Origin of the sequence: Sedimentitalea xiamensis, from assembly GCF_030164465.1 — a bacterium.
GTDB lineage: Bacteria > Pseudomonadota > Alphaproteobacteria > Rhodobacterales > Rhodobacteraceae > Sedimentitalea > Sedimentitalea xiamensis.
Window position 1 is genome coordinate 1 of sequence record NZ_JASNJE010000001.1, and the last position, 22,851, is coordinate 22,851.

Here is a 22,851-nt window from a genome sequence, read left to right on the forward strand (position 1 = left end):
GACGGCAAGATCGAGATCGACCCGATGATCACCCACACCATGGCGCTCGAGGACATCAACAAGGGCTTCGACCTCATGCACGAAGGCAAATCCATCCGCGCCGTCGTCGAGTTTTGAGGCGGCGGCCCTGGGCCGGGATGCCAGCCCGACACGGGTTTCGGCCCGGCCCCCAACTATTCTCCAAGCAGCCGCCGGCCCCTGCGGCGGCTGCAAATCGCGAAATCCGGATTCGGACCCGATACCGCCAACCAACTCCGGTTGAGTTCCTTTTTCCGGTAACGTAGAAAATCCGGGATCAAACGTCGCCTCAAGGAGGTTTCCCATGCCGAACCGCGCAACGCTCACCCTCATGGCGATTGCCCTGGCCTATTTCAGTGCGACCTTTCCGGCGCTCGCCCATACCGGCGAGGGATATGGCGGAGGCTTCGTTGCCGGTTTTACCCATCCCATCCTCGGCTGGGATCATGTCGCGGCGATGGTGGCCGTGGGTCTCTGGGGCGCATTCCTCGGAGCGCCCGCAATCTGGATCCTGCCGGTCGTCTTCCCGCTTGTCATGGCATTCGGCGCCGTCGCCGGTATCATCGGCATTCCCGTGCCCGCGATCGAAACCGGCATCGCGCTGTCCGCCGTCGTGCTGGGTCTGATGATTGTCTTCGCCCTGAAACCGCCGATCTGGATGTCCGCCGTGATCGTCGGCGCGTTCGCAATCTTTCACGGCTATGCCCATGGCACCGAGCTTCCGGCGACGGTCAACCCCTTCGCCTATGCGGTCGGCTTCGTGATATCGACCGGGTTGCTGCATCTTGCCGGTATCGCCTTTGGCCTGCTCATCCGGTGGCCGGCAGGGCGTGTGGCGGTCCGGGGCGCGGGTGGACTGATTGCCTTTGCCGGGATCGCCTTCCTCAGCGGCGTCGCCTGACGTGATCAAAGCCTGGCGTCTGGCCTGGCTTCCATTCGTCCTGGCGGCCGGCCCGGCCCATGCGCATAGCCCGATCCCCGGAATCAAGGGGTTCTATACCGGGCTTCTGCACCCGTTCTCGACGCCCTCGCAAGTGTTGTTGACGATCGGCCTGGGACTTCTCGCAGGCGGATTTGCCACCGAGACGGAAAGATATCGCCTCGTCGTCTTCCCGATCTCCGGCATTGTGGGGCTCGTCGTCGCTCCGGATATCGCGGAGCTTGATGCGGCGATGTTCGCGGCAGCCTTCGCGGCCTGTGCGCTGGCCGCGCTCGTGCCGGGCAGGCTCCATGTCCTGGCGGTCGTCCTGGTTGCGGCAGGAGGCTTTCTGATCGGCGTCGCCTCGATCCCGGACGATGGGCCGGTTCGGGATCGGCTGTTCACCATGTCCGGGTCGATCGTTGGCGCAAGTATCGGTTTGCTGTACCTCGCCGGGATCAGCCTGGCGATCAGAGAGCGCTATACATGGCCCTGGGTCGGAATCGCGTTCAGGGTGCTGTCGGCCTGGCTCGGGGCGATTTCGCTCTTGATGTTCTCTCTGGGGCTTGCCGCCGGGGAAACCTAGCCGCAACCGGAAAACAGGGAGATCGGTCCCGCATCGCGTGACATCCCCGCCTGATTTCACAAACCCCACGAAAGCCCGGCCTTCCCCCGCGATCTGCGGCGCGACCGCCCGCAGGCCGGGGCTTCGGCCTCCACCTGCGGACAAGGCGCGTTCCCGCCATATGATCGACATTCTTGCATCGCGGCGCGCATTGGCGAACACTCGGGCGAAACAGCCAGGGGGCAGGATTGAGCGGCACTCGGAACAAGCTGCGCGGGCTCTACGAGGGAGAGAGCGACCGGGCCTACCGGTTCCGCTACGCGATCCTGATCTTCGGCATCGTGACGATCCTCTTCGTGATGACCGGGCTGGTCCGTGCCACCCAGCATCTCGTCAATCCCGACATCCGGAACTATGCCGACGCGCTCTATTTCACCGTCACCGCGCTGACCACCACCGGGTTCGGCGACATCACCCTGCCGGGCACCACCGGCCGCCTGATCTCGGTGGTGGTGATGATCTTCGGCGTCACCCTGTTCCTGCGGCTGATCCAGGTGCTGTTCCGCCCCGACAAGCTGCGCCAGCCCTGCCTCCATTGCGGGCTGGTGCTGCACGAGGCCGAAGCGGTGCATTGCAAGCATTGCGGCGAGGTGATCCATATCGAGACGGAGGGGCTGAGTTGACCCTGATCCTGCGCCCGGCCCTGCGCGGCGCCGACGACGACGCGCTCTGGGCCATGCTCCGCCCGGTGTTCCGGGCAGGCGACACCTATGCGATCGACCCGGACATCGGCCGCGAGGACGCGCTCGCCTACTGGTGCGGCGCCGATCACGGCACCTTTCTCGCCGGGGAGGACGGCACCCCGCTCGGCAGCTACTACCTCAAGACCAACCAGCCCGGCGGTGGTGCCCATGTCTGCAACTGCGGCTTCGTCACCGCCCCCGCCGCACGCGGCAAGGGCGTGGCGCGGGCGATGCTCGACCACGCCCTGACCACGGCCCGCGCGGCGGGCTTCCGCGCCATGCAGTTCAACTTCGTCGTCGCCACCAACACCCGCGCCATCGACACCTGGACCCGCGCGGGCTTTGCCACCGTGGGCCGCCTGCCGGGCGCCTTCCGCCACCCGCAAAAGGGCTATGTCGACGCGCTGGTGATGTATCGCCGCTTGTGACGCGCCCGCCACTCGGATAGGCAGACTCATGACCAACCCCACCAAACCCCCGCTCCTCGCCGTCCTGATCGACGCAGATAACATCTCGGCCAAATTCGCCGAGGCGATGTTCGAGGAAATCGCCTCCCTCGGCGAGGCCAGCATCCGCCGCATCTACGGCGATTTCGCCGGCGGCGGCCCGCAGGGCTGGAGCAAGGACAAGCTCGCCCAGCTCGCCATCGTGCCGCACCAGCAATTCGCCAACACCACCGGCAAGAACGCGTCCGACATCGCGCTGGTGATCGACGCCATGGACATCCTGCATTCCGGGCGCTTCGACGGCTTCGTGCTGATCTCCTCGGACAGCGATTTCACCCGGCTCGCCAGCCGCATCCGCGAACAGGGGCTCGACGTGTTCGGCATGGGCATGCGCAAGACGCCGGCCGCCTTCGTCAAGGCCTGCAAGCGCTTCATCTATGTCGAGAACCTGGTCGCCGAGCCGCAGAAACAGAAGCCGAAACCGGCCAGACCCGATGAGTCCGGCGACGCCCCCGCCCCGCTCGAAGACCCGTCCAAGCTGGTGATCCGCGCCATGGACGCGATCGAGCAGGACGACGAATGGTTCACCTTGGGCCAGATCGGCCAGTACATCACCGCCGCCAACCCCGATTTCGACACGCGCAGCTACGGCAAACGCAAGCTCAGCGACCTGATCGGTACCCTGAAACTCTTCGAAACCAAGCGCGGCGAAGGCAACCAGATCCTCGTCCGCCGGTTGGATTAGGCCACGATCCAACCATCCCAGCGCCGCACCAGCCACTCACTCCAAAGGCACGGAATCAAGGGCCGCCGTTCCGGCGCTGGCACGGCTCGGATGGGCGGATTATCGTCGTTCGCCGCAGGTGCGACAGCACGTTCGGACCACTGCGGAAGCGGACATTCAGCCGGGAATCCACAGCGTCACCCGCTTGACCTACGGGAGAACACGCACCAGCTGGCTCGATAAAGCACTACTCCCGACGGCCTTGCTACTCGCCCCAATTAGAAGTTACATCCAAGGAATGTAGCGGGATTGCTGCGGCTTAGGGATTAGGGCTCAGGTGCTACGTGCACAGACACAGGGTCGGCCAGACGCTGCGGAATTGTCGCTTCAGTTCGAATAGTCTCTAATCAAGAAAGAATCAGGATCGACAGATGCGTGTTCCCTCGGCGATTGAAGAGCAGCTTGGCAGCAGCAATATTTTCGATACCATTTTCTTGGCAGTGGTAGCAATTATTGTTATCTTTGGCATATATCGTGCGTTCGCCTCGCGAAATCGGTAATGCGCAAATGGTGCATACACTGCAAATGGCCCGAGGGCATCGGAGCATGAGCGCAGCAGACAGTATTCGTGAAATCGCTCAGAGGCGTGGTATCACGAAGCTCCTTCACTTCACAGCATTGGAGAACGTAGAATCAATCGTCCAGCATGGGCTTCTGTCGCGAGCTGACATGGCTATCCGGAGCATAGCGACTCGAATAAGCGCTTCAGAGAGGATTGATAGACTTCGTGAGGCTATTTCATTGTCTATCGAGCAGCCCAACTTCGAGATGATGAAAGCCAAATATCGCCGTCTATCAGGGGATGTTGCATGGGTCCTGCTTCATTTGAGTCCAGAGATACTTTGGAACAATCGTTGTCGGTTTGCATACACCAACGCTGCCAAGACCGAAATTCTTCGGGGTGGAGCGCTGTCTGATGATCAGGCTTTTGAGGACATGTTTACCCGCCGTGGGCGTCACGTTCCGTATATCATTAGTGACAACCGGCCGCCGAGCCATCCGCTTGATCCGCACGCTGAGGTGCAGGTCTTGGAACGTATTGCTCCGCATCACATAACCGGAGCCGAAGTCTGGGGTTACAAGATTGCCGTAGTGGTGGACGACGCACTTAAATCCCTGCCTGGCGAGGAGCGAAATGTAGAATCTCAGTCAGATCGCATGTGTGACTACCAACCCTACGACTACGACCCTCCTGGCTATATTTGGAGACCCGGCCCGGACGGATCACTCAGTTACTCCAAGATTGATTGACCCGGAATTCGATAAGGCAATATCAGCATTGTCCCGATGGCGCAACCAGCCCGTCATCGTGAGACAGCCGGAAAATTCCAGCTTTCGGCGGCCCAAGGTTGGGGAACAGTGCAATTGTGAAAAAATTATCTGCGCAAGCCGACCCGGAACTAACGGCAACTTGGTTGCATCGGCTGGAAAAAGAATATCAACGCGTTGCCAATACCGGCTGGGGCTATGGCGACGAACTTGGAGGCTACCTTGAAGACCTCAGATCTTCGCAAGCATAGTTCCTATCCGGCCCGCTCAGTGCGGCGTCAATAGTGTCCACCCAGTACGACACAGATTTGTTCACCGCCCGGATTTGTGGCTGAGTTGAATGACCGGAACGACGGGCGGCAGCGCAGCATCAGGGTCGGTGGCAGTTGTCCGGAAAGGGCCGCTTTGACTCCACAAGAAGGCGCGCTACGCCTCCAATCACATTTTGCAACATCAACCCCGCCTCAACCTTTGCACCGCCCCTTGTGTTAACACCCGTCCCACCCACAAGCGGCGTGCATCGTCTGTGCACGGGATGTGTACGGCGTATGTACGCATGGCACACCCCGATTCGCCTGTAATCCAAGGGCGTTAACCTCTCGAATCGGGTCAGTCGAACATCGGGCACAAGATGTCGGGGGCGGCCTCACACCCCGTAGCGGGCGAGGAAGGTGTCCACGGCGTTCTCCACCACGTCGTCGATCTCCGCCTGCGTGAAACGCGTCTGGATGCCGAACACCGCCCGCACCCACAGCTTGGCCTTGCACAGTTCCGAGAACTGCTCCGCCGCCATTTCCAGATCGTCGATCGCCAGTTCGCCCCGCGCCTTCGCCTCGGTCATATAGGCCATCAGGCGGTTGCACCCCATTTCCGGCCCGCTGGCGAAAAAGGCGCGGCCCAGTTCGGGAAACCGTTCCCGTTCGGCCACGCAGATGCGGAACACCTGCTGCGCGAAATCGGACAGCAGGAAGGGGACGATCTGCCCCGCGGCGATGGTCAGCACCTCGCGTGGCGGCTTGCTCTGGTCGATCAGGTCCAGCGCCCGGTCCGCCATCCGGGTGCATTCCGTCGTCGCCACTTCGATGAACAGCAGCCTCTTGTCGGGAAAATAGCTGTAGAGCGTCGCCTTGGACACGCCCGCGGCCTTCGCGATGTCATCGACGCTCGCGCCTTCGAATCCATCCGTCATGAACACTTCGCGCGCACCGACCAGCACCTGGTCGAATTTGCGCCCGGTGCGCAGGATGGTCCCCGGATGGCTCATCTTGTCTCCCTGCGGATTGGTCCGCACCCAACATAAACCGATTGGTTCAGTTTCAACAACACCCGTCATGTCGCCGCTTGTCATTCCCGGCGCCATGGATATGTTTAGAATAGTTCTAAGTGAGGATGCTCATGCGATTCATGGCTCAACGCAAACGCTTTCGGGATCTGTCGGAACAGGAGATCCTTGCCCTGGCGATTTCCTCGGAAGAAGACGACGCCCGCATCTACCGGGGCTACGCGGAAAACCTGCGCGCGGATTATCCGGCCAGCGCGAAACTGTTCGACGGCATGGCCGCCGAGGAAGACGAGCACCGCGCCCGGCTGATCGACCTGCACACGCGCCGCTTCGGCAAGACCATCCCCCTGATCCGCCGCGAACACGTGGCCGGGTATTACAACCGCAGGCCGGTCTGGCTGGTGGAAAACCTCGGGCTGGACAGGATTCGCGAGGAGGCCGAGGCGATGGAGCGCGACGCGGAACGGTTCTACCTGTCGGCCGCCGCCCGCACGTCAGACGCGGCGACGCGCAAGCTGCTGGGCGATCTGGCCGCCGCCGAGGCGGGTCATCAGGCCACCGCCGGCGAACTGGCGGATGCGCATCTCGACGCGGCCACGCGCGACGACGAGGACATGGCCGCCCATCGCCAGTTCGTCCTGACCTGGGTCCAGCCGGGGCTTGCCGGGCTGATGGACGGGTCGGTTTCGACGCTGGCGCCGATCTTCGCCACGGCCTTTGCCACGCAGGACACCTGGACCACCTTTCTGGTCGGCGTCGCCGCCTCGGTCGGGGCCGGTATCTCGATGGGGTTCACCGAAGCGGCATCGGACGACGGCGAACTGTCGGGGCGCGGCTCGCCGGTCAAGCGCGGTCTGGCTTCGGGCGTGATGACCACGCTGGGCGGGCTGGGCCATGCCCTGCCCTACCTGATCCCCGAATTCTGGACCGCCACCGCCATCGCCTTCGCCATCGTGTTCTTCGAACTCTGGGCGATCGCGTGGATCCAGAACAGATACATGGACACCCCGTTCTTTCGCGCCGTCTTTCAGGTGGTTCTGGGCGGGTCTCTGGTTCTTGCCGCCGGCATCCTGATCGGCAGCGGCTAGGGCGTGAGGCCGCACATCCGGTCGAATCCCCGGCTCGGCGGCCCGATTCCCGGTCCCGCTCGATCTCTCCGGTTCCCGGCAAGAATCTGGCAGGACTGCAACGAACCCCGACATCGCCGCCGCGCCATCTTGCGGCCCGCCACGCGGCCCGTTAACCCTGCCCCATGCTCGAAATCTTCCTGCGAACGCTGCCGTTCTTTGCCATCATCGGACTGGGGTATTGGGCCGGTCGCACACGGTTCTTCAGCGAAGAGGCGACCGCCTACCTGACCAAGTTCGTCTTCTATTTCGCCTTGTCGGCGATGCTGTTCCGCTTTGCCGCGAACCTCCGGTTGGCCGAGGTCTTCGACGGCCGGCTGATCGCCGGCTATCTCTGGGGCACCGCCTTCGTCTACGGGATCGCCACCATCGTCGGCTTCCTGCGCAGGCTCGACCTGTCCACCGCCGCGATCGAGGCGCAATGCGCGGTGATCGGCAATGTCGGATTCCTGGGCCTGCCGATGTTCGTGCTGCTGTTCGGAGAGGACTCCATCGGCCCGCTGATGCTGGTTCTGGCCACCGACCTGATCGTGTTCTCCAGCCTGATCGTGATCCTGATCAGCGGCGCGCGCGACGGGCGCATCAGCTGGTCGATCGGGCGCACCATCGCGCTGGGCCTGGTGAAGAACCCGATGATCGTCTCGGTCGTTCTGGGCCTCTCGTGGTCGGCCCTGGCCCTGCCGATCCCGGACCCGATGAACGATTTCCTCGCCATCCTGGGCGGCGCGGCCACCCCCGGCGCGCTTTTCGCCATCGGCGCGTCGCTGGCCAGCAAATCCGCCGAGCGGCTCTATATCGCGGGCTGGCTCACCTTCTGCAAACTCATCCTGCACCCGCTTTTCGTCGGCGCCGCCGTCCTGTTCCTGTTCCCGCTGGACCCGTTTTCCGCGACCGTCGTGATCGCCGCCGCCGCCATGCCCGTGGCCGGAAACGTCTACATGCTGGCGCAGCATTACGGCATCGCCCCGCACCGGGTGTCCGCGGCCATTCTCGTATCCACCGCCGTCAGCATCCTGACCTTCCCGGCCATCGTGGCCTGGGTCACGGGGTCCTGATGCCGCCGCATCGGGCTCCCGGCCTTTACGCCGGGCCAAACCGCCGCTAGCTGACATGGAAACCCGGCAGAAAGGACTTGCCCATCATGAAAACGATCTCGGAAAACACCTGTTTTGACGGCGTTCAGGGCGTCTACAGCCATGCCTCAGCCGCCTGCCAGTGCGACATGACCTTCGGCCTGTTCCTCCCGCGCGAGGCCAGGGACGGCCCGGTGCCGCTGCTCTGGTATCTCTCGGGCCTCACCTGCACCCATGAAAACGCCATGACCAAGGCGGGCGCGCAGGCCTGGGCCGCGGATCAGGGCATCGCCCTCGTCTTTCCCGACACTTCGCCGCGCGGTCCGGGCGTGGCCGATGACGAGGCCTACGATCTCGGGCAGGGCGCCGGTTTCTACGTCAACGCGACGCAGGACCCCTGGTCGCCGCATTTCCGCATGTGGGACTACGTCAGCCGGGACCTGCCCGACCTGCTGACCGAAAACTTCGCCATCGACCCCGACCGCCAGTCGATCACCGGCCATTCCATGGGCGGGCATGGCGCCCTGACGCTGGCGATGAACCTGCCGGGCCGCTTCCGGTCCGTCTCGGCCTTCTCGCCGATCTGCAATCCGACCGGGGCCGACTGGGGCCGCAAGCAGCTTTCGGCCTATCTGGGCGACGACGAAACGGCCTGGGAAAAACACGACGCCAGCCTGATGATGTGCAAGGCCGGGTTTGACGGTCCGATCCTGATCGACACCGGCAGCGACGACCAGTTCATCGACCTGCTGCGCCCGGAAACGCTCGCCGCCGCCATCGCCGAACGCCGCCAGCCCGCGACATTCCGCCTGCAGCCGGGCTACGATCACAGCTATTTCTTCGTCTCCTCCTTCATGGAAGACCACATCGCCTTTCACGCCCAGGCGCTCTGGGCCTGATCCCTTGGCGGCGCTTTACATCGACGCCGACGCCTGCCCGGTCAAGACAGAGGCCGAGCGCGTCGCGACCCGTCACGGGTTGCGCATGTTCGTCGTGTCCAACGGCGGGTTGCGCCCCTCGGCCAATCCGCTGGTCGAGACCGTGATCGTGCCCGACGGCCCGGACGTGGCCGACATGTGGATCGCCGACCGCTGCGGGCCGGGGGACGTGGTGGTGACAGGAGACATCCCGCTGGCCGCGAAATGCGTCGCCGCCGGCGCGCAGGTGCTGCGCCACAATGGCGAGGCTTTCACGGCCGCGAATATCGGCCAGCAGCTTGCGATGCGGGACCTCATGGCCGACCTGCGCGCCGCCAATCCGCTGGGCGCGGGCGGGTCGGGCAAGGGCTTTACAAAGGCGGACCGCTCCCGTTTCCTTGACGCGCTGGAACGCGCAATCCGGGCCGCGGCCCGAAACGGATAGGACCAATCACCATGCCCACGCAGGCCGTCGTTTTCGACATCGGCAATGTTCTCATCGAATGGCAACCTGAACGGTTCTATGATCGCGCCATCGGCGCGGAGCGCCGCCGCGCCATGTTCGACAGGGTCGACCTGCACGGCATGAACGACCGCGTCGACCTGGGCGGGCATTTCACCGACACGATCTATGCCACCGCCGACGCCTATCCCGATTGGCGGGCCGAGATCCGCATGTGGCACGATCACTGGATCGAACTGGCGCAACCGGAGATCGCGCGGTCGGTCCGCCTGCTGCGGGCCCTGCGCGCCAGGGGCGTGCCGGTCTATTCGCTCACGAATTTCGGCGTCCAGAGCTTTGACTACGCCGCCACCCACTATCCGTTCCTGCGCGAATTCGACCGGCAGTATATTTCCGGCCACCTGAAGGTCATCAAGCCCGACCCGAAAATCTACGAGATCGTCGAAACCGACAGCGGCATCGCGCCGGACGCGCTGCTGTTCACCGACGACCGGCCCGACAATATCGCCATGGCCGCCAGCCGCGGCTGGCAGACCCACCTCTTCGAAGGCCCCGATGGTCTGGCCGCGCGGCTGGTGGCCGAAGGCCTGCTGAACGAAAAGGAAGCCGCATGACCGTTCCATTCATCCCTTTCGACGAGGGCGAGGCCCTGCTGGACTGGACCGGGCTGGCCGAAGCGATCGCCCGCGGCCACGATCTTCCCAAGGCCGCGATCGGCGACACGTTTCTCTACCGGGACCCGGACACGCTCCTGTCGCGCGCCGCCTGGATCGACGGCATGGGCATGGCCGTCAAGACGGCGACGATCTTTCCGGGCAATCCCGAACGCGGCGACCCGATGGTCAACGGCGCCGTCTGCCTCTATTCCGACCGCGACGGCACCATCGAAGCACTTGTCGACTTTCACCTCGTCACGAAATGGAAGACCGTGGGCGACAGCCTGCTGGCCGCGACACGGCTGGCCCGGCCCGACAGCGGGCGCATCCTGATCGTCGGCGCCGGAACCGTCGGCACCGGTCTCTGCGACGCCTTTTCCGCCGGGTTCCCCGATGCCGGGATCACGCTCTGGAACCGCACCCGCGCCAAGGCGGATGAACTGGCCGCAACCCTGCCGGGCGTCGCCGTCGCGGAGGATCTGGAACAGGCGGTGCGGGCCAGCGACATCATCGTGACCGCGACCATGTCCTCGACCCCGGTGATCCGGGGCGACTGGCTGCGCCCCGGCCAGCATCTCAACCTGATCGGGGCCTACCGCCCCGACATGCGCGAAGCGGACGACACCGCATTGACGCGCGGGCGGATCTTCGTGGACAGTTTCGACACCACCATCGGCCATATCGGCGAAATCCAGATCCCGTTGGATCAGGGAGTCATCTCGAAAGACGACCTGGTCGCCGATTTCTACGACCTCGCCGCCTTCACCCGGAACGGTCCTGACGACATCACGGTGTTCAAGAACGGCGGCGGCGCGCATCTGGACCTGATGACCAGCCGCTACATCCTTGAAAGATGGCAAGCGGCGCTGTGATCTGGGCGATCCTTCTGGCGGGCGTGGCCTTGCTCGCCGCATTGCCGGTCTGGCGGGAAACCCGGCGTCGGAAAATCGACGCCGCGGCCCGCACGGACGCGCCGGGCCGGTTCGCGGTTCTGTCGCAGGGCGTGACCCACTATCGCTGGACCGGGCCGGAAAAGGGACCGGTCGTCGTCTGCGTGCACGGGCTGACCACCCCGTCCTTCGTGTGGAACGGGTGCGCGGCGGCGCTGGCGGAACTCGGCTACCGGGTTCTGACCTTCGACCTTTACGGTCGCGGCTATTCCGACAATGCGCCGGGGGTTCAGGATGCCGCGTTCTTTCTGCGGCAAGTGCAGGATCTGCTGGACGACCAGAAGATCACCAGCGATTTCGTGCTCGTCGGCCATTCCATGGGCGGAGCCATCGCGGCCTGTTATGCCGCCGCGCATCCGGATCGGGTTCGTCATCTGGTACTGATCACGCCGGCGGGAATGGCGTTGCAAGCCAATGCCCTCACCCGCTTCATCGCCAAGACGCCGATCATCGGCGACTGGCTGATGCTGGCCTTCTATCCGCGCCAGCACCGTCTCCACACCAAAACCGAACGCGCCCTGCCGACATCGGTTCCGGGAATCGTCGATCTGCAACAGCGCGAACTGGACCGCCGCGGGTTCATCCCGGCGGTTCTGTCCAGCCTGCGCGGCATCCTGCGCGGGACATCGCGGGGCGAACACGAGCGCCTGCGCGACGCGGGCGTTCCCGTGCTGGCGATCTGGGGCGGCCGCGACCCGGTCATCCCCGCATCGGCCGGGGAAAGGCTGGCCGCATGGAATCCCGAGACCCGCCAGGAGGTGATCGCCACTGGCGGTCACGGCCTGCCCTACACCGACACCGGCGCGGTCGTCGCCCTTGTCCGGGACGCGCTCGGGCGGTGATCAGGCCATCGCCGCCGTCATCGGGCGCTCGCGGATCGGCAGATGGACCAGCGCGCTGAACGCGCCGACCGCCACCCCGATCCACCAGACCAGCGTGTAGTCGCCATGGATGTCATAGAGCCGCCCGCCGAGCCAGACGCCGAGGAAACTGCCGACCTGGTGGCTGAAGAACACCAGCCCATAGAGCGTGCCCATGTAGCGCAGCCCGTAGATATGGGCGACCAGACCCGAGGTCAGCGGAACCGTCGCCAGCCACAGCGCCCCCATTGACACCGAAAACAGCACCACCGACAGGGGGGTGATCGGCAGCAGGATGAACGCCGCCGCGACAATCGTGCGGCCGGTATAGATGCCCGCCAGCAGGTATTTCTTGGAGTACCGGTTGCCGGCCCAGCCGGCGATCAGGGTGCCGGCGACATTGGCGGCCCCGATCAGGGATATCGCCACTGCGCCCAGGGCCGAGGTGGTGGTGATGCCGATGCCGTGCAGGAGGCCGCCGGGCTGGATCGGGCCGCAGAGCTCGGTCACGAAGGCGGGGAAATGCGCGGTGATGAAGCCGAGCTGGTAGCCGCAGCTGAAGAAGCCGAGAAAGATCATCATGAAGGACGGGTCGCGCAGCGCCTGAACCAGGGCCTGGCCCATGCGCTGATCGATCTGCCCGGTATCGGGGCGGGCCGGGGCGCGCATCAGGGGCAGGGTGAAGATCATCGCGAGGATGGCGACGGCGAAGACCACGAAGACCTGTTGCCAGGGCAGGAAGGTCAGCATCCATTCGGCCAGCGGCGCCCCGACGATCTGCCCGCCGCTGCCGGCCGCGGTGACAAGCGCCAGCGACATCGAGCGGTTCTCGTCGCTGGCGGCCCGCGCCACCACCGCGAGGATGACCCCGAACCCGGTGCCGGCGATGCCGAATCCCACCAGCCAGGAATAGGCCTGGTGCTCGAACGGCGTGACCGACTGCGCCGACAACAGCAGCCCGAGAGCGTAGATGACCGCGCCCGCGATGATGGATTTGCGATCCCCGATCTTTTCGGCCAGCGCCCCGAAGATCGGCTGCCCGATGCCCCAGGCCAGGTTCTGGATCGCGATGGCCAGCGAGAATTCGGTGCGCAGCCAGCCGAACTCCTCGGCGATCGGGATCTGGAACACACCGTAGGAGCCGCGAATCGCGAAATTGACCAGGATGATGGCACAGCCAACAAGCAGGACCGGGGTGAAAAGGCGCGCATTCTGATCCATCGTGACCCTCCGGTGGAAATGGTTCACTGGTTAAGATATTTTCGACCGACGTCAATTCAGAAGATTTGTCCCGTCGCTTCACCGGCACTGATGCAATCCCGCCGGGGGCGCTTTCCAAGCCTTTCCGCCCGCGCTATGGCTTGCCAATGTCAAACGCCACGGCCCTCTATACCGCGCGGATCGCAGACGGCGCATTGCACCACGACCCGGTCCAGGAAGCGGTCCTTCCCGAATTCGACCGGATCTCGGCGGCGCTGGAAGCGCCGCGGAAACGCAAGCTGTTCCGCAAGACCAGCGGCCCGGTGATACCCGGTCTCTATCTCTGGGGCGGCGTGGGACGCGGGAAATCCATGCTGATGGATCTGTTCGTGGAGTCCCTGGGAGACATCCCGAACCGGCGTGTCCATTTCCACGCCTTCATGCAGGAAATCCATGCCGGGTTGCACGCCGCCCGCAAGGCCGGCCACGAAGACGCGCTGGGTCCGGTGGCGGAAGACGTGATCGCCTCGTCCCGCGTTCTGGCCTTCGACGAGATGCAGATCACCGACATCACCGACGCGATGATCGTCGGCCGTCTCTTCGAAAAACTCTTCGACGCCGGGATCGTCGTCGTCACGACTTCCAACCGGGTGCCGGACGATCTCTACAGGAACGGGCTGAACAGGCAGCTTTTCCTGCCCTTCATCGACCTCATCAAGACCCGCATGGTCGTGCACGAACTCGCCAGCCCGACGGATTACCGGCAGAACCGTTTGCAGGGCGCGCAGGTCTATTTCACCCCCATCGGCCCCGAAGCCCGGTCCGAAATCGGCGCGATATGGCAGGATCTCGGGGGCGACGATGCGGAACCGCTGACCCTGCACGTCAACAAGCGCGAGGTCACGATCCCGCGGTTCGTCAACGGCGTCGCCCGCGCCACGTTCTACGATCTGTGCGGCGCGGCGCTCGGCCCCGCGGACTACCTTGCACTCGCCGCCGCGGTCCGGGTCCTGATCCTCGAAGACATCCCGCGCCTGTCCCGTCAGAACTTCAACGAAGCCAAACGCTTCGTCACCCTGATCGACGCGCTTTACGAAGCGCGCGTGCGCCTGATCGCCTCCGCCGCCGATCAGCCGGAAATGCTCTATGTCGAAGGCGAAGGCACTTTCGAATTCGAACGCACCGCATCCCGGTTGCGGGAAATGCAATCCGCCGGCTGGGCGCTCTGAACCGGCGGTTCAGCCGTTGTCGCGCAGCACCCCGCCCGCCAGATAGAGCGACCCGCAGATCAGCACCCGCGCCTGCGGCGCCTGTTCCGCGATCCGCCGCAGCGCCTCGGCCACGCTCTCCGCCTCGTCGGCGCGCATCCCCACCGAACGGGCCGCGCGGGCCGTCGCCTCTGACGGCAGTGTGTTGGACTCGCCCGGAATGGATACCGCGGTCAGGCCCTCGACCTCTGCCGCGAGCGGGCGCAGATAGCCGGTGACATCCTTGGTGTTGAGCATGCCGCAGATCAGGTAGGTCGGCCGTTTCGGAAGCTCGGACAGGACCTTTTGCAGGGCGATGCCGGCAGCGGCGTTGTGCCCGCCATCCAGCCAGAGTTCCACCTCCGGCGCCGACCGGGCCAGCGGCCCGCGCACGATCCGCTGCATCCGCGCGGGCCACTCGGCCCGTGTGACCGCCGCCTCGTAGGCGTCATCGCCAAGGCCGAGATGCCGCAGCGCCGCCAGCGCGGCCCCGGCATTGAAAACCTGATGCTCCCCCAGCAGGTTCGGCAACGGCAGGTCGCGCAATCCGGTTTCGTCCTGATACACCAGCCGCCCGCGTTCCCGCGCGACATGCCAGTGCTGTCCATGGCACAGGAGCGGCGCACCGACCCGCGCGGCCACGTCCTCGATCGCGTCCTGCGCTTCCGGCTCCTGCGGCCCGACGATGCAGGGAACGCCGCGCTTGAGAATACCGGCCTTTTCGAACGCGATCCTTGCCAGCGTGTCGCCGAGGTATTGTTCGTGGTCCATGGACACCGGCGTGATCACCGTGAGCGCCGGGACCGGACAGACATTGGTCGCATCCAGCCGCCCGCCCAGCCCGACCTCCAGCAGGGTGAAATCCGCCGGCGTCCGGGTAAAGGCCAGCAGGGCGGCGCAGGTCGTGATCTCGAAATAGGTGATCGGATCGCCGCCATTGGCGGTGTAGCATTCATCTAGGACCGCCGTCAGTTCCGCTTCGCCGATCAGCGTTCCGGCCACCCGGATCCGTTCGTGAAACCGGGCCAGATGCGGGCTGGTATAGGCATGGGCGGACAGGCCCGCCCCTTCGATCCCGGCCCGGATCATCGCCAGCGTCGATCCCTTGCCGTTGGTGCCCGCGACATGGATGACCGGCGGCATCGCGTCCTGCGGGTTGCCCAGGGCCGCGAGCAGACGCCAGACCCGATCCAGCGTCAGGTCGATGATCTTGGGGTGCAGGGCCATCATCCGTTCGAGGATGACGTCCGATCCGGCCGCGGTCATGGCGTCTTGTCGGACTTTGGAGACGCGGGCGGAACGGATTCGGGCGCCGCCTGCTTCGTTTCCGGTTCGGGCGCGGGGGCGGCGGGGGCCGGCAGATCGCCGCGCACCGCCGGCGGCAGCCCCATCAGCAGGCGAACGATCTGGATCAGTTCGTCGCGCATCCTGGTGCGCGGCGTCACGCGGTCGAGCATGCCGTGATCCAGCAGGTATTCCGCGCGCTGGAACCCGTCCGGCAGGCGCTCTCCCAGCGTCTGCTCGATCACCCGCGGCCCGGCGAAACAGATCAGCGCATTGGGTTCGGCGATCTGCACGTCGCCGAGCATCGCGTAGCTGGCCGTCACCCCGCCGGTGGTCGGATGGGTCAGCACGACGATATAGGGCAGACCGGCTTCCTTCAGCATCTGCACCGCGACCGTGGTGCGCGGCATCTGCATCAGCGACAGGATTCCTTCCTGCATCCGCGCGCCCCCGGCGGCGGAAAACAGGATGAGCGGCCGTTTCAGTTTCACCGCCTCCTGCGCCGCGGCGATGATGGCGTTGCCGACATACATGCCCATCGACCCGCCCATGAAACTGAAATCCTGCGCCACGGCGATGATCGGCGTGCGCCCGAGTTCCCCGGAGGCGACCAGCATCGCCTCTTTTTCGCCGGTCGATTTCTGCGCCGCCTTCAGGCGCTCGGGATATTTCTTCTGGTCACGAAACAGCAGCGGGTCGGCGATCGGATCGGGCACGGGGATTTCCGCGAACACGCCGCCGTCGAACAGGTTCTGGAACCTGGCCCGCGGCGCAATCACCATGTGATGCCCGCAGCTTGTGCAGACGTTCAGGTTGTCGCTCAGTTCCCGATGGAACAGCATGGTGCCGCATTCATCGCATTTCTGCCACAGGTTCTCCGGCATTTCGCGCCGCGAAAAGATCGAATTGATCCTCGGGCGGACGTAGTTGGTGATCCAGTTCATCGCGTTGCCCCTGCTGGCGGATACTCGCGCCCAGATAAGCGCCCTGTCAGTGAAATGCAATCAGCGCCGGATCGCAACCCGTGCCGCCAGCCAGCCGACGATCAGCAGGGCGAAATCCACCGCCAGCCAGCTGCGCAGGGCTCCGGTGTCCGACATGGAATACGGCAGGGTGTAAAGCGCAAGCCCGCTCAGGCTGTCCGGCAGGGCAACGAACAGCAGCGCCGTGACATTGTTGAAGAGATGCAGCGCGATGGCCGGCCCCAGCGTGCCGGACCGGGCCGTCAGATCCGCCGCGAAAAGCCCGAAGGCACCGGACCACAGCGCGATCAGAACCGCGTTTTCCCCGGCTTCGGCAGGCAGGTAGTGGCCCAGCGCGAAAAGCGCCGACGGCAGCGCCATCCAGACCAGCGGGCTCTTGAAACGCGCGGCAAGGCTCTGCTGCACATAGCCCCGGAACAGGATCTCCTCCGCCGAGGTCTGGATGAGAACCGCCGCCAGCGACAGCGGCAGGAGCTGGACCCAGACCTGCGGCGGCAGGTTCGTCCGCAGTTCCGCCCCCATGTCGTAGGGCGGCAGCAGGGCGACGGTCAGGGCCAGGAGCAGCAGCCAGCGCGACACCTGCCAGAACTGCCGCAGGGCCAGCGGAAACGGCCCGATGACGCCCAGCGGCGGGCGACGCTGCACGATCCGCGCGGCGATCATCACGCCAAGGCTCACGAACCCGAAACTGCCCAGAAGCACCAGCAGCGACACCGGCGTGTTGCCGTCCTGAAACGCCTGCGGGGATTGCATCAGCCCCGGCGCCAGACCGAACAGGACCGCCTGCGCGCCCCGGCTGAAGGCGATGGCGACCGCCGCCACCAGCAACAATCCGACGATCAGCCGCCAGACCTCCGGGTGCCGCCGCGCCGGCGCGACCAGCCGTTCATGCGGTGCGTAGGGCGATCTATCCATCCAGTTCATCCATGACCTGATCCAGCGCCTCCGGGATGTCTCCGCCGCTGACCAGGTCGCGATAATCGATCTTGGCGTTGGACAGAACCTCGGACACTTTCACCAGGTTCCCGGCGACCGCTTCCAGAAGGCGCAGCGCCACCGAAGCATCGCTTTCGATCACATCGCGGAATTCATCGGCGCCGATACGCAGGAAGCGGGACTTGCCGACGGAAACGAGATCGAGCTGCCGGGTCTGGTGGGTGATGATCGACAGGTCGCCGATCAGCCTGCCCGGCTCCACGATCGAGATCGGCGGTTCGTCCCTGGGCCGGCCCGGCCAGCGCAGTTCGGCGGTGCCTTCCAGGCAAAGATAGGCGGCGTCGGGCGGCTGGCCATGGGCAAAGATCACCTGCCCCGGCCGGGATTCGAACCACTGTGCGCCGAAGGCCAGCAGACGCTGGTTGCGCGCATCCAGACCGGCGAACAGATCGGCAGAGGCGATGGCCTTCTGCTTGCGGCGCAGGTCTTTCGTTCCGGCACCGTCGGGATCGTCCGCCACCGACCGGGCGACGCCGTCGATCCGGCCGCCCTTGATCTCGACGAACATGTCATAGGAATCCGGATGGCTGAACCGGTCTTCCATGAAGATCATGGTCGTATCGGGCAACAGGTTGCGCAGGCTCATCCGGGTCTTGTGACGGCTTTCGCTGTCATGGCTCGCCAGGATCTTGTCGAGGATCAGGATATCCGGCCGCTTGATCGACGCCCGGCTGAACGCGGCGCGTTCCTGAAAGACGGTCGGCAGATTGGCCCCGCCCAGCCCCGTGGGCAGGTCGTACATGATCGCCGTGACCTTCTGGCGCAAACCGTGCCCGGCGAATATCTCGGCCACCACGTTCTCGATCTCTTCGGCCCTGGCCCCGGCCATCATGGCGACGCGCCCGTAAAGGGCGTTTTCCAACACCGTCAGACGCGGCACATAGACATCCGGCGTCACCGCCACGAACATGTCGCCCACGTGGCTGCGCAATTCCTCGGCCTTGGTCTTGCGCAGCGCCACGATCTCTTCCTTGAACCGGTCCGGGAAGCTCGGCCCGATCTGTTCCGCGGTCAGCAGGAACGGCACCGTCAGCAGCAGCGCCAGTTCCTCCTCGTTCAGGGCCTCGTCGCCGCGGTCACGGCGCTTGCGGGCGATATCGGACAGACGCAGGTACATCTCGTCCTCCATGCCCAGACGCCGGAACAGGGGGTGGTCGATCCCGTCGCGGCCAAAGGTCTGATCCAGGATGTCCATCACCGCCTGGCTGATCGTCAGGCCTTCCTTGGCCAGGCCCTGTTCATGCAGCATGCGGATGAACGCCCGGTTTCCGGCCAGCACCTCCTGGCTGATCCTGCGCGCGGGGGCCGCGAACAAAAGGTTGCCGCCCAGCGGGATCGACGGGTTGAACCGGTCCGGTTCAAAGCGGTGCACGCACTCGTCAAGTCCCTTTTCCTTCAGCTTCTCGTGCACCTCTTCGCGCAGGTCCACGATCTCGCCGGCCAGCCTGGGATGCTGAAGCGGGTCGAACCGCGACCGAAGGGTGCGGCGGAACATCGCCTCGTCGATCCCCATCGCGCCGACAAGCTGGAACCACCAGTCGCGAATGTCCTCGCCATCCTTCAGCCCGGCCAGTCCCGGATCGACCCAGTCGGCGTCCAGCACATCAAGGCTGTTGCCGGATTTCCGGGCCTCTCTCGCGGCCCGGTTCCGCTCCTTCGGGTCGCAGGATACCGGCTGAGGCTTGATCTTGAGCGGCATCAGAAGATTGTCGCCCAGCGTCCCGCCAAACAGGTAGGGGCGGGAATGGGCATAGCCGATCCGCGCCGCGATCACCGCCTGGTGCATCTCCGCCAGATCCTGCCCTGCCAGCGTCACATGGCCCCGGACCGGCAGGACCTCGCGGATCAGCAGATGCGCAAAGGCGGCACGTTCGACGGTGCTGGAACATTGGATCGCCACGCGGGCCCCCGGCGGAATCGTCAGGTCGATGTCTTCCAGAACGGTGTTGCCTTCGGCATCGCGCACCGTCACGTTCTTCAGTTCGATTTCACCCTTCAGATGCGGGATCTCCGCCGGCTCGCCTTCGAACAGCCCTTCGTCGATCATGCCCCGCGGCGCGAACCGTTCGGTCACGACCTCCCAGCGCAGGCTCATGTCCTGCACCTGGTTGTAATAGGTCAGAAGCTCTTTCCACGGGCTCGACAGGTCCTTGTAGGCCGCGATCGCCGCCACCAGCGCCCCGACCGTGATGTCGCCCCGGATCGCGAGATAGCCGCCCACCAGATAGAACGCGAAGGGCGTCATCTGCGTGATCGTGTTGTTCAGGAACTTCATGAAGAATTTCTTCTGATAGATCTGAAAGCGGATCTCGAACAGCCGCCCCAGCCGGTCGGTCAGCATCGCCAGCCGGTAACGCCAGCCGCCGTTCGCCCGCAGATCGCTGATGCCGGCGGCGCTTTCGCCGATCTCGCTGGACAGGTGGCGGATCTCCTGAATGCGGTCCTTGTTCAGCAGGTTGATCTGGCGTTGCAGCTTCGGGATCAGCCAGGCCTGCAACGGGATCAGGGCAATGGACGCCAGCCCGAACCAGAAGCTCTGCATGAACAGGAAGAACACGATGGTCATCATCTGGCCGAACTGGAACGCGGGCTGCGCCACCGCGTCGCCCATCAACCCGCCCATCGGCTCCGCTTCGGAGGTGATCATCGACACCAGTTCGCCCTGGCTGGTGTTCTGGAAATAAGGGCGCGGAAACCGCATCATCCGGCTGATCAGAAGATAGCGCAGCCGCCGGAGCAAGCGTTCGCTCAGCACGCCCTTCATCGTGTTGACCCGCATCTTCAACAGACCGGCGGCGAGCACCGTGCCGAGAAAGGCCAGGCACAGGACGAGCAGATACTGCACCTGCGATATCTCGTATCCCCACAGCCCGACCGTCGGCAACGTGGATCCGATCGCGTCGTTGATGATCATCTTCGGCAGTTCGAGCGACGCGTAGATGAACGGGAAGGTGATCAGCGTCATCAGCAACAGGACAAGTTGCTGGCGCTTCGAATACTTCCAGATAAAGGAAAACAGTGTGGGTTCCATCACCCGGTCCTCGGCGCTGCGCTACATCTCTTCGTCACAGGAACGCCCGGTCCCGGCGGCTGACTGACTGACGGTATACACGCGCCCGGCCGATTTCAAGGATTGGTCCTGCGCGGTCCGCCTTCGCTCTTGTGCCTTTACGGGTGCGCAGCTATTCCCGAGGGCAGCCAATCTTACCGGAGACCCGCCATGCTCAAGCGTCCGTTCGACAAGACGAAACTGCCCAGCCGCCACGTGACCGAAGGCCCCGAGCGCGCGCCGCACCGGTCCTATCTCTATGCGATGGGCATCAGCGACGAGGAAATCCACCAGCCGCTGGTCGGCGTCGCCACCTGCTGGAACGAGGCCGCGCCCTGCAACATCTCGCTGAACCGGCAGGCCCAGGCGGTCAAGCTGGGGGTCAAGGCGGCAGCGGGCACGCCGCGCGAATTCACCACCATCACCGTCACCGACGGCATCGCCATGGGCCACGAGGGCATGCGCAGCAGCCTCGCCAGCCGCGAGGCCATCGCCGACACCGTCGAACTCACCATGCGCGGGCATTGCTATGACGCGCTGGTCGGGCTGGCGGGCTGCGACAAATCCCTGCCCGGCATGATGATGGCGATGGTGCGGCTGAACACGCCCTCCGTGTTCATCTACGGCGGCTCGATCCTGCCGGGCAAGGCGCCGCAGGTCGCTGAAATCCCCGAAGATTTCCGCACCCGCGACCTCACCGTGCAGGACATGTTCGAAGCCGTGGGCCGGCACCAGAACGGCACCCTGTCCGACGCCGCGCTCGACATGCTGGAACGGGTCGCCTGCCCCAGCGCCGGCGCCTGCGGCGGCCAGTTCACCGCCAACACCATGGCCTGCGTCTCCGAGGCGATCGGCCTCGCTCTGATGAACAGCTCGGGCATGCCCGCGCCCTATGAATCCCGCGATCAATATGCCGAAGCCTCGGGCCAGGCGGTGATGAACCTCCTGGAAAAGAACATCCGCGCCCGCGACGTGGTCACCCGCCAGAGCCTTGAAAACGCCGCCCGTGTGGTGGCCTGCACCGGCGGCTCCACCAACGCCGGGCTGCACCTGCCCGCCATCGCGCACGAGGCCGGGATCAATTTCTTCCTGGAAGACGTCTGCGACATCTTCCGCGACACCCCCTATTTCGTCGACCTGAAACCGGGCGGCCAGTTCGTCGCCAAGGATCTCTACGACGCCGGCGGCATCCCCGTCGTGATGAAGGAACTGCGCAAGGCGGGCCTGATCCACGAAGACTGCATGACCGCGACGGGCCGCTCCATCGGCGAGGAACTCGACCGGATCGACCGCGAGGCCGACGGGCGCGTGATCTACCCGATCGACACGCCGATCACCAAGACTGGTGGCGTCGTCGGCCTCAAGGGCAACCTCGCCCCCGAAGGCGCCATCGTCAAGGTCGCGGGCATCGCCCCGGAAAACCAGGTCTTCACCGGTCCGGCGCGCGTCTTCGAATGCGAGGAAGACGCCTTCGAAGCCGTGAAGGCCCGCGCCTACAAGGAAGGCGAGGTCATCGTCATCCGCAACGAAGGCCCCGCCGGCGGCCCCGGCATGCGCGAGATGCTGGCCACCACCGCCGCGCTCTCGGGCCAAGGCATGGGCAAGAAACTGGCGCTGATCACCGATGGCCGGTTCTCCGGCGCGACCCGCGGCTTCTGCGTCGGCCATGTCGGCCCCGAAGCGGCGCAGGGCGGCCCCATCGCCCTGCTGAAGGATGGCGACATCATCACCATCGACGCGCCAAACGGCGAGATCAGCGTCAATCTGACCGACGAGGAACTCGCCGCCCGCAAGGCCCACTGGAAAGGCCCGCGCGACACGATCTACGCTTCCGGCGCGCTGTGGAAATACGCCCAGCTGGTCGGCGCCACCTACAAGGGCGCGGTGACCCATCCCGGCGGCGACGAGGAAAAGCACATCTACATGGACCTGTAGAACCATCGCGGCCAGGGCGCGACGCCCTGGCCGCCACCGGCACCGCGATGGCCGCACCACGGCAGGGAAATGCCCGCCGCCCGGA

General features: G+C 65.0%; 20 protein-coding genes and 2 pseudogenes. 16 read left to right on the plus strand and 6 right to left on the minus strand.

The genetic code is table 11. The features are described from left to right. The 7 genes and pseudogenes from QO034_RS00005 to QO034_RS00035 form a co-directional block, all read left to right on the plus strand. Positions 1 to 117 (plus strand): annotated as a pseudogene (locus QO034_RS00005) (S-(hydroxymethyl)glutathione dehydrogenase); the annotation flags it as partial. A 205-nt stretch (positions 118 to 322) separates the two neighbouring features. Further along, positions 323 to 919 carry a HupE/UreJ family protein gene (locus QO034_RS00010; RefSeq protein WP_284483439.1) on the plus strand — a complete coding sequence of 199 codons (597 nt, stop codon included), beginning with the start codon at positions 323 to 325 and terminating at the stop codon, positions 917 to 919. Position 920: 1 nt separating this feature from the next. Further along, entirely contained in the window at positions 921 to 1,523 is a 603-nt protein-coding gene (locus QO034_RS00015; RefSeq protein WP_284483440.1) for a HupE/UreJ family protein, read from the plus strand. A 329-nt stretch (positions 1,524 to 1,852) separates the two neighbouring features. After that, positions 1,853 to 2,185, plus strand: a pseudogene (locus QO034_RS00020) (potassium channel family protein); the annotation flags it as partial. A 53-nt stretch (positions 2,186 to 2,238) separates the two neighbouring features. After that, complete coding sequence (locus QO034_RS00025) at positions 2,239 to 2,673, plus strand: GNAT family N-acetyltransferase (protein WP_284483790.1); 435 nt, start codon at positions 2,239 to 2,241, stop codon at positions 2,671 to 2,673. Positions 2,674 to 2,701: 28 nt separating this feature from the next. Beyond that, the gene (locus tag QO034_RS00030; RefSeq protein ID WP_284483441.1) at positions 2,702 to 3,436 is read left to right on the plus strand and encodes an NYN domain-containing protein; all 735 of its coding nucleotides are present in this window, start codon (positions 2,702 to 2,704) and stop codon (positions 3,434 to 3,436) included. Positions 3,437 to 4,021: 585 nt separating this feature from the next. After that, positions 4,022 to 4,726, plus strand: a complete 705-nt coding sequence (locus QO034_RS00035) for a DarT ssDNA thymidine ADP-ribosyltransferase family protein (protein ID WP_284483442.1) — start codon at positions 4,022 to 4,024, stop codon at positions 4,724 to 4,726. 664 nt (positions 4,727 to 5,390) lie between these two features. Here the strand turns inward: QO034_RS00035 and QO034_RS00040 are convergent. Next, a complete protein-coding gene (locus QO034_RS00040) occupies positions 5,391 to 6,008 on the minus strand; it encodes a TetR/AcrR family transcriptional regulator (protein WP_284483443.1) in 618 nt (205 codons plus the stop codon). A 131-nt stretch (positions 6,009 to 6,139) separates the two neighbouring features. Here QO034_RS00040 and mbfA point away from each other — a divergent pair, with 131 nt between their 5' ends. From mbfA to QO034_RS00075, 7 genes are all read left to right on the plus strand, one after another. Beyond that, positions 6,140 to 7,114, plus strand: a complete 975-nt coding sequence (mbfA, locus tag QO034_RS00045) for an iron exporter MbfA (protein WP_284483444.1) — start codon at positions 6,140 to 6,142, stop codon at positions 7,112 to 7,114. Between the two features lie 164 nt (positions 7,115 to 7,278). Next, positions 7,279 to 8,208 (plus strand): AEC family transporter, encoded by a 930-nt coding sequence (locus QO034_RS00050; protein WP_284483445.1) that lies wholly within the window; start codon positions 7,279 to 7,281, stop codon positions 8,206 to 8,208. 86 nt (positions 8,209 to 8,294) lie between these two features. Next, positions 8,295 to 9,125, plus strand: coding sequence for an S-formylglutathione hydrolase (gene fghA, locus QO034_RS00055; protein WP_284483446.1), 831 nt, complete (start codon positions 8,295 to 8,297; stop codon positions 9,123 to 9,125). Positions 9,126 to 9,129: 4 nt separating this feature from the next. Continuing rightward, complete coding sequence (locus tag QO034_RS00060; protein WP_284483447.1) at positions 9,130 to 9,588, plus strand: YaiI/YqxD family protein; 459 nt, start codon at positions 9,130 to 9,132, stop codon at positions 9,586 to 9,588. Positions 9,589 to 9,599: 11 nt separating this feature from the next. Next, positions 9,600 to 10,220, plus strand: coding sequence for an HAD family hydrolase (locus QO034_RS00065; RefSeq protein ID WP_284483448.1), 621 nt, complete (start codon positions 9,600 to 9,602; stop codon positions 10,218 to 10,220). Further along, positions 10,217 to 11,134, plus strand: coding sequence for an ornithine cyclodeaminase family protein (locus tag QO034_RS00070; protein ID WP_284483449.1), 918 nt, complete (start codon positions 10,217 to 10,219; stop codon positions 11,132 to 11,134). Before QO034_RS00065 ends, QO034_RS00070 begins: the two co-directional genes overlap by 4 nt. Beyond that, positions 11,116 to 12,054 (plus strand): alpha/beta fold hydrolase, encoded by a 939-nt coding sequence (locus tag QO034_RS00075; RefSeq protein ID WP_284483450.1) that lies wholly within the window; start codon positions 11,116 to 11,118, stop codon positions 12,052 to 12,054. The genes QO034_RS00070 and QO034_RS00075 overlap by 19 nt, the downstream gene beginning before the upstream one ends. Here QO034_RS00075 and QO034_RS00080 read toward each other — a convergent pair whose 3' ends face one another. Beyond that, a complete protein-coding gene (locus QO034_RS00080) occupies positions 12,055 to 13,293 on the minus strand; it encodes an MFS transporter (protein WP_284483451.1) in 1,239 nt (412 codons plus the stop codon). Positions 13,294 to 13,439: 146 nt separating this feature from the next. Between QO034_RS00080 and zapE the strand changes: the two genes are divergently transcribed. Continuing rightward, positions 13,440 to 14,501: a cell division protein ZapE gene (gene zapE, locus QO034_RS00085; RefSeq protein ID WP_284483452.1), complete on the plus strand. Its 1,062-nt coding sequence runs from the start codon at positions 13,440 to 13,442 to the stop codon at positions 14,499 to 14,501. A gap of 9 nt (positions 14,502 to 14,510) precedes the next feature. Here zapE and QO034_RS00090 read toward each other — a convergent pair whose 3' ends face one another. The 4 genes from QO034_RS00090 to QO034_RS00105 are packed head-to-tail and all read right to left on the minus strand — an operon-like array spanning position 14,511 to position 20,813. After that, entirely contained in the window at positions 14,511 to 15,785 is a 1,275-nt protein-coding gene (locus tag QO034_RS00090) for a bifunctional folylpolyglutamate synthase/dihydrofolate synthase (RefSeq protein ID WP_284483453.1), read from the minus strand. Then, positions 15,782 to 16,747: an acetyl-CoA carboxylase, carboxyltransferase subunit beta gene (gene accD / locus QO034_RS00095; protein ID WP_284483454.1), complete on the minus strand. Its 966-nt coding sequence runs from the start codon at positions 16,745 to 16,747 to the stop codon at positions 15,782 to 15,784. The genes QO034_RS00090 and accD overlap by 4 nt, the downstream gene beginning before the upstream one ends. A 60-nt stretch (positions 16,748 to 16,807) precedes the next feature. After that, positions 16,808 to 17,701 carry a CPBP family intramembrane glutamic endopeptidase gene (locus tag QO034_RS00100; RefSeq protein ID WP_284483455.1) on the minus strand — a complete coding sequence of 298 codons (894 nt, stop codon included), beginning with the start codon at positions 17,699 to 17,701 and terminating at the stop codon, positions 16,808 to 16,810. Then, positions 17,694 to 20,813 carry an ABC transporter transmembrane domain-containing protein gene (locus QO034_RS00105; RefSeq protein WP_284483456.1) on the minus strand — a complete coding sequence of 1,040 codons (3,120 nt, stop codon included), beginning with the start codon at positions 20,811 to 20,813 and terminating at the stop codon, positions 17,694 to 17,696. The genes QO034_RS00100 and QO034_RS00105 overlap by 8 nt, the downstream gene beginning before the upstream one ends. Positions 20,814 to 21,002: 189 nt before the next feature. Between QO034_RS00105 and ilvD the strand changes: the two genes are divergently transcribed. Next, positions 21,003 to 22,766 (plus strand): dihydroxy-acid dehydratase, encoded by a 1,764-nt coding sequence (ilvD, locus tag QO034_RS00110; protein WP_284483457.1) that lies wholly within the window; start codon positions 21,003 to 21,005, stop codon positions 22,764 to 22,766. Positions 22,767 to 22,851 lie beyond the last annotated feature (85 nt).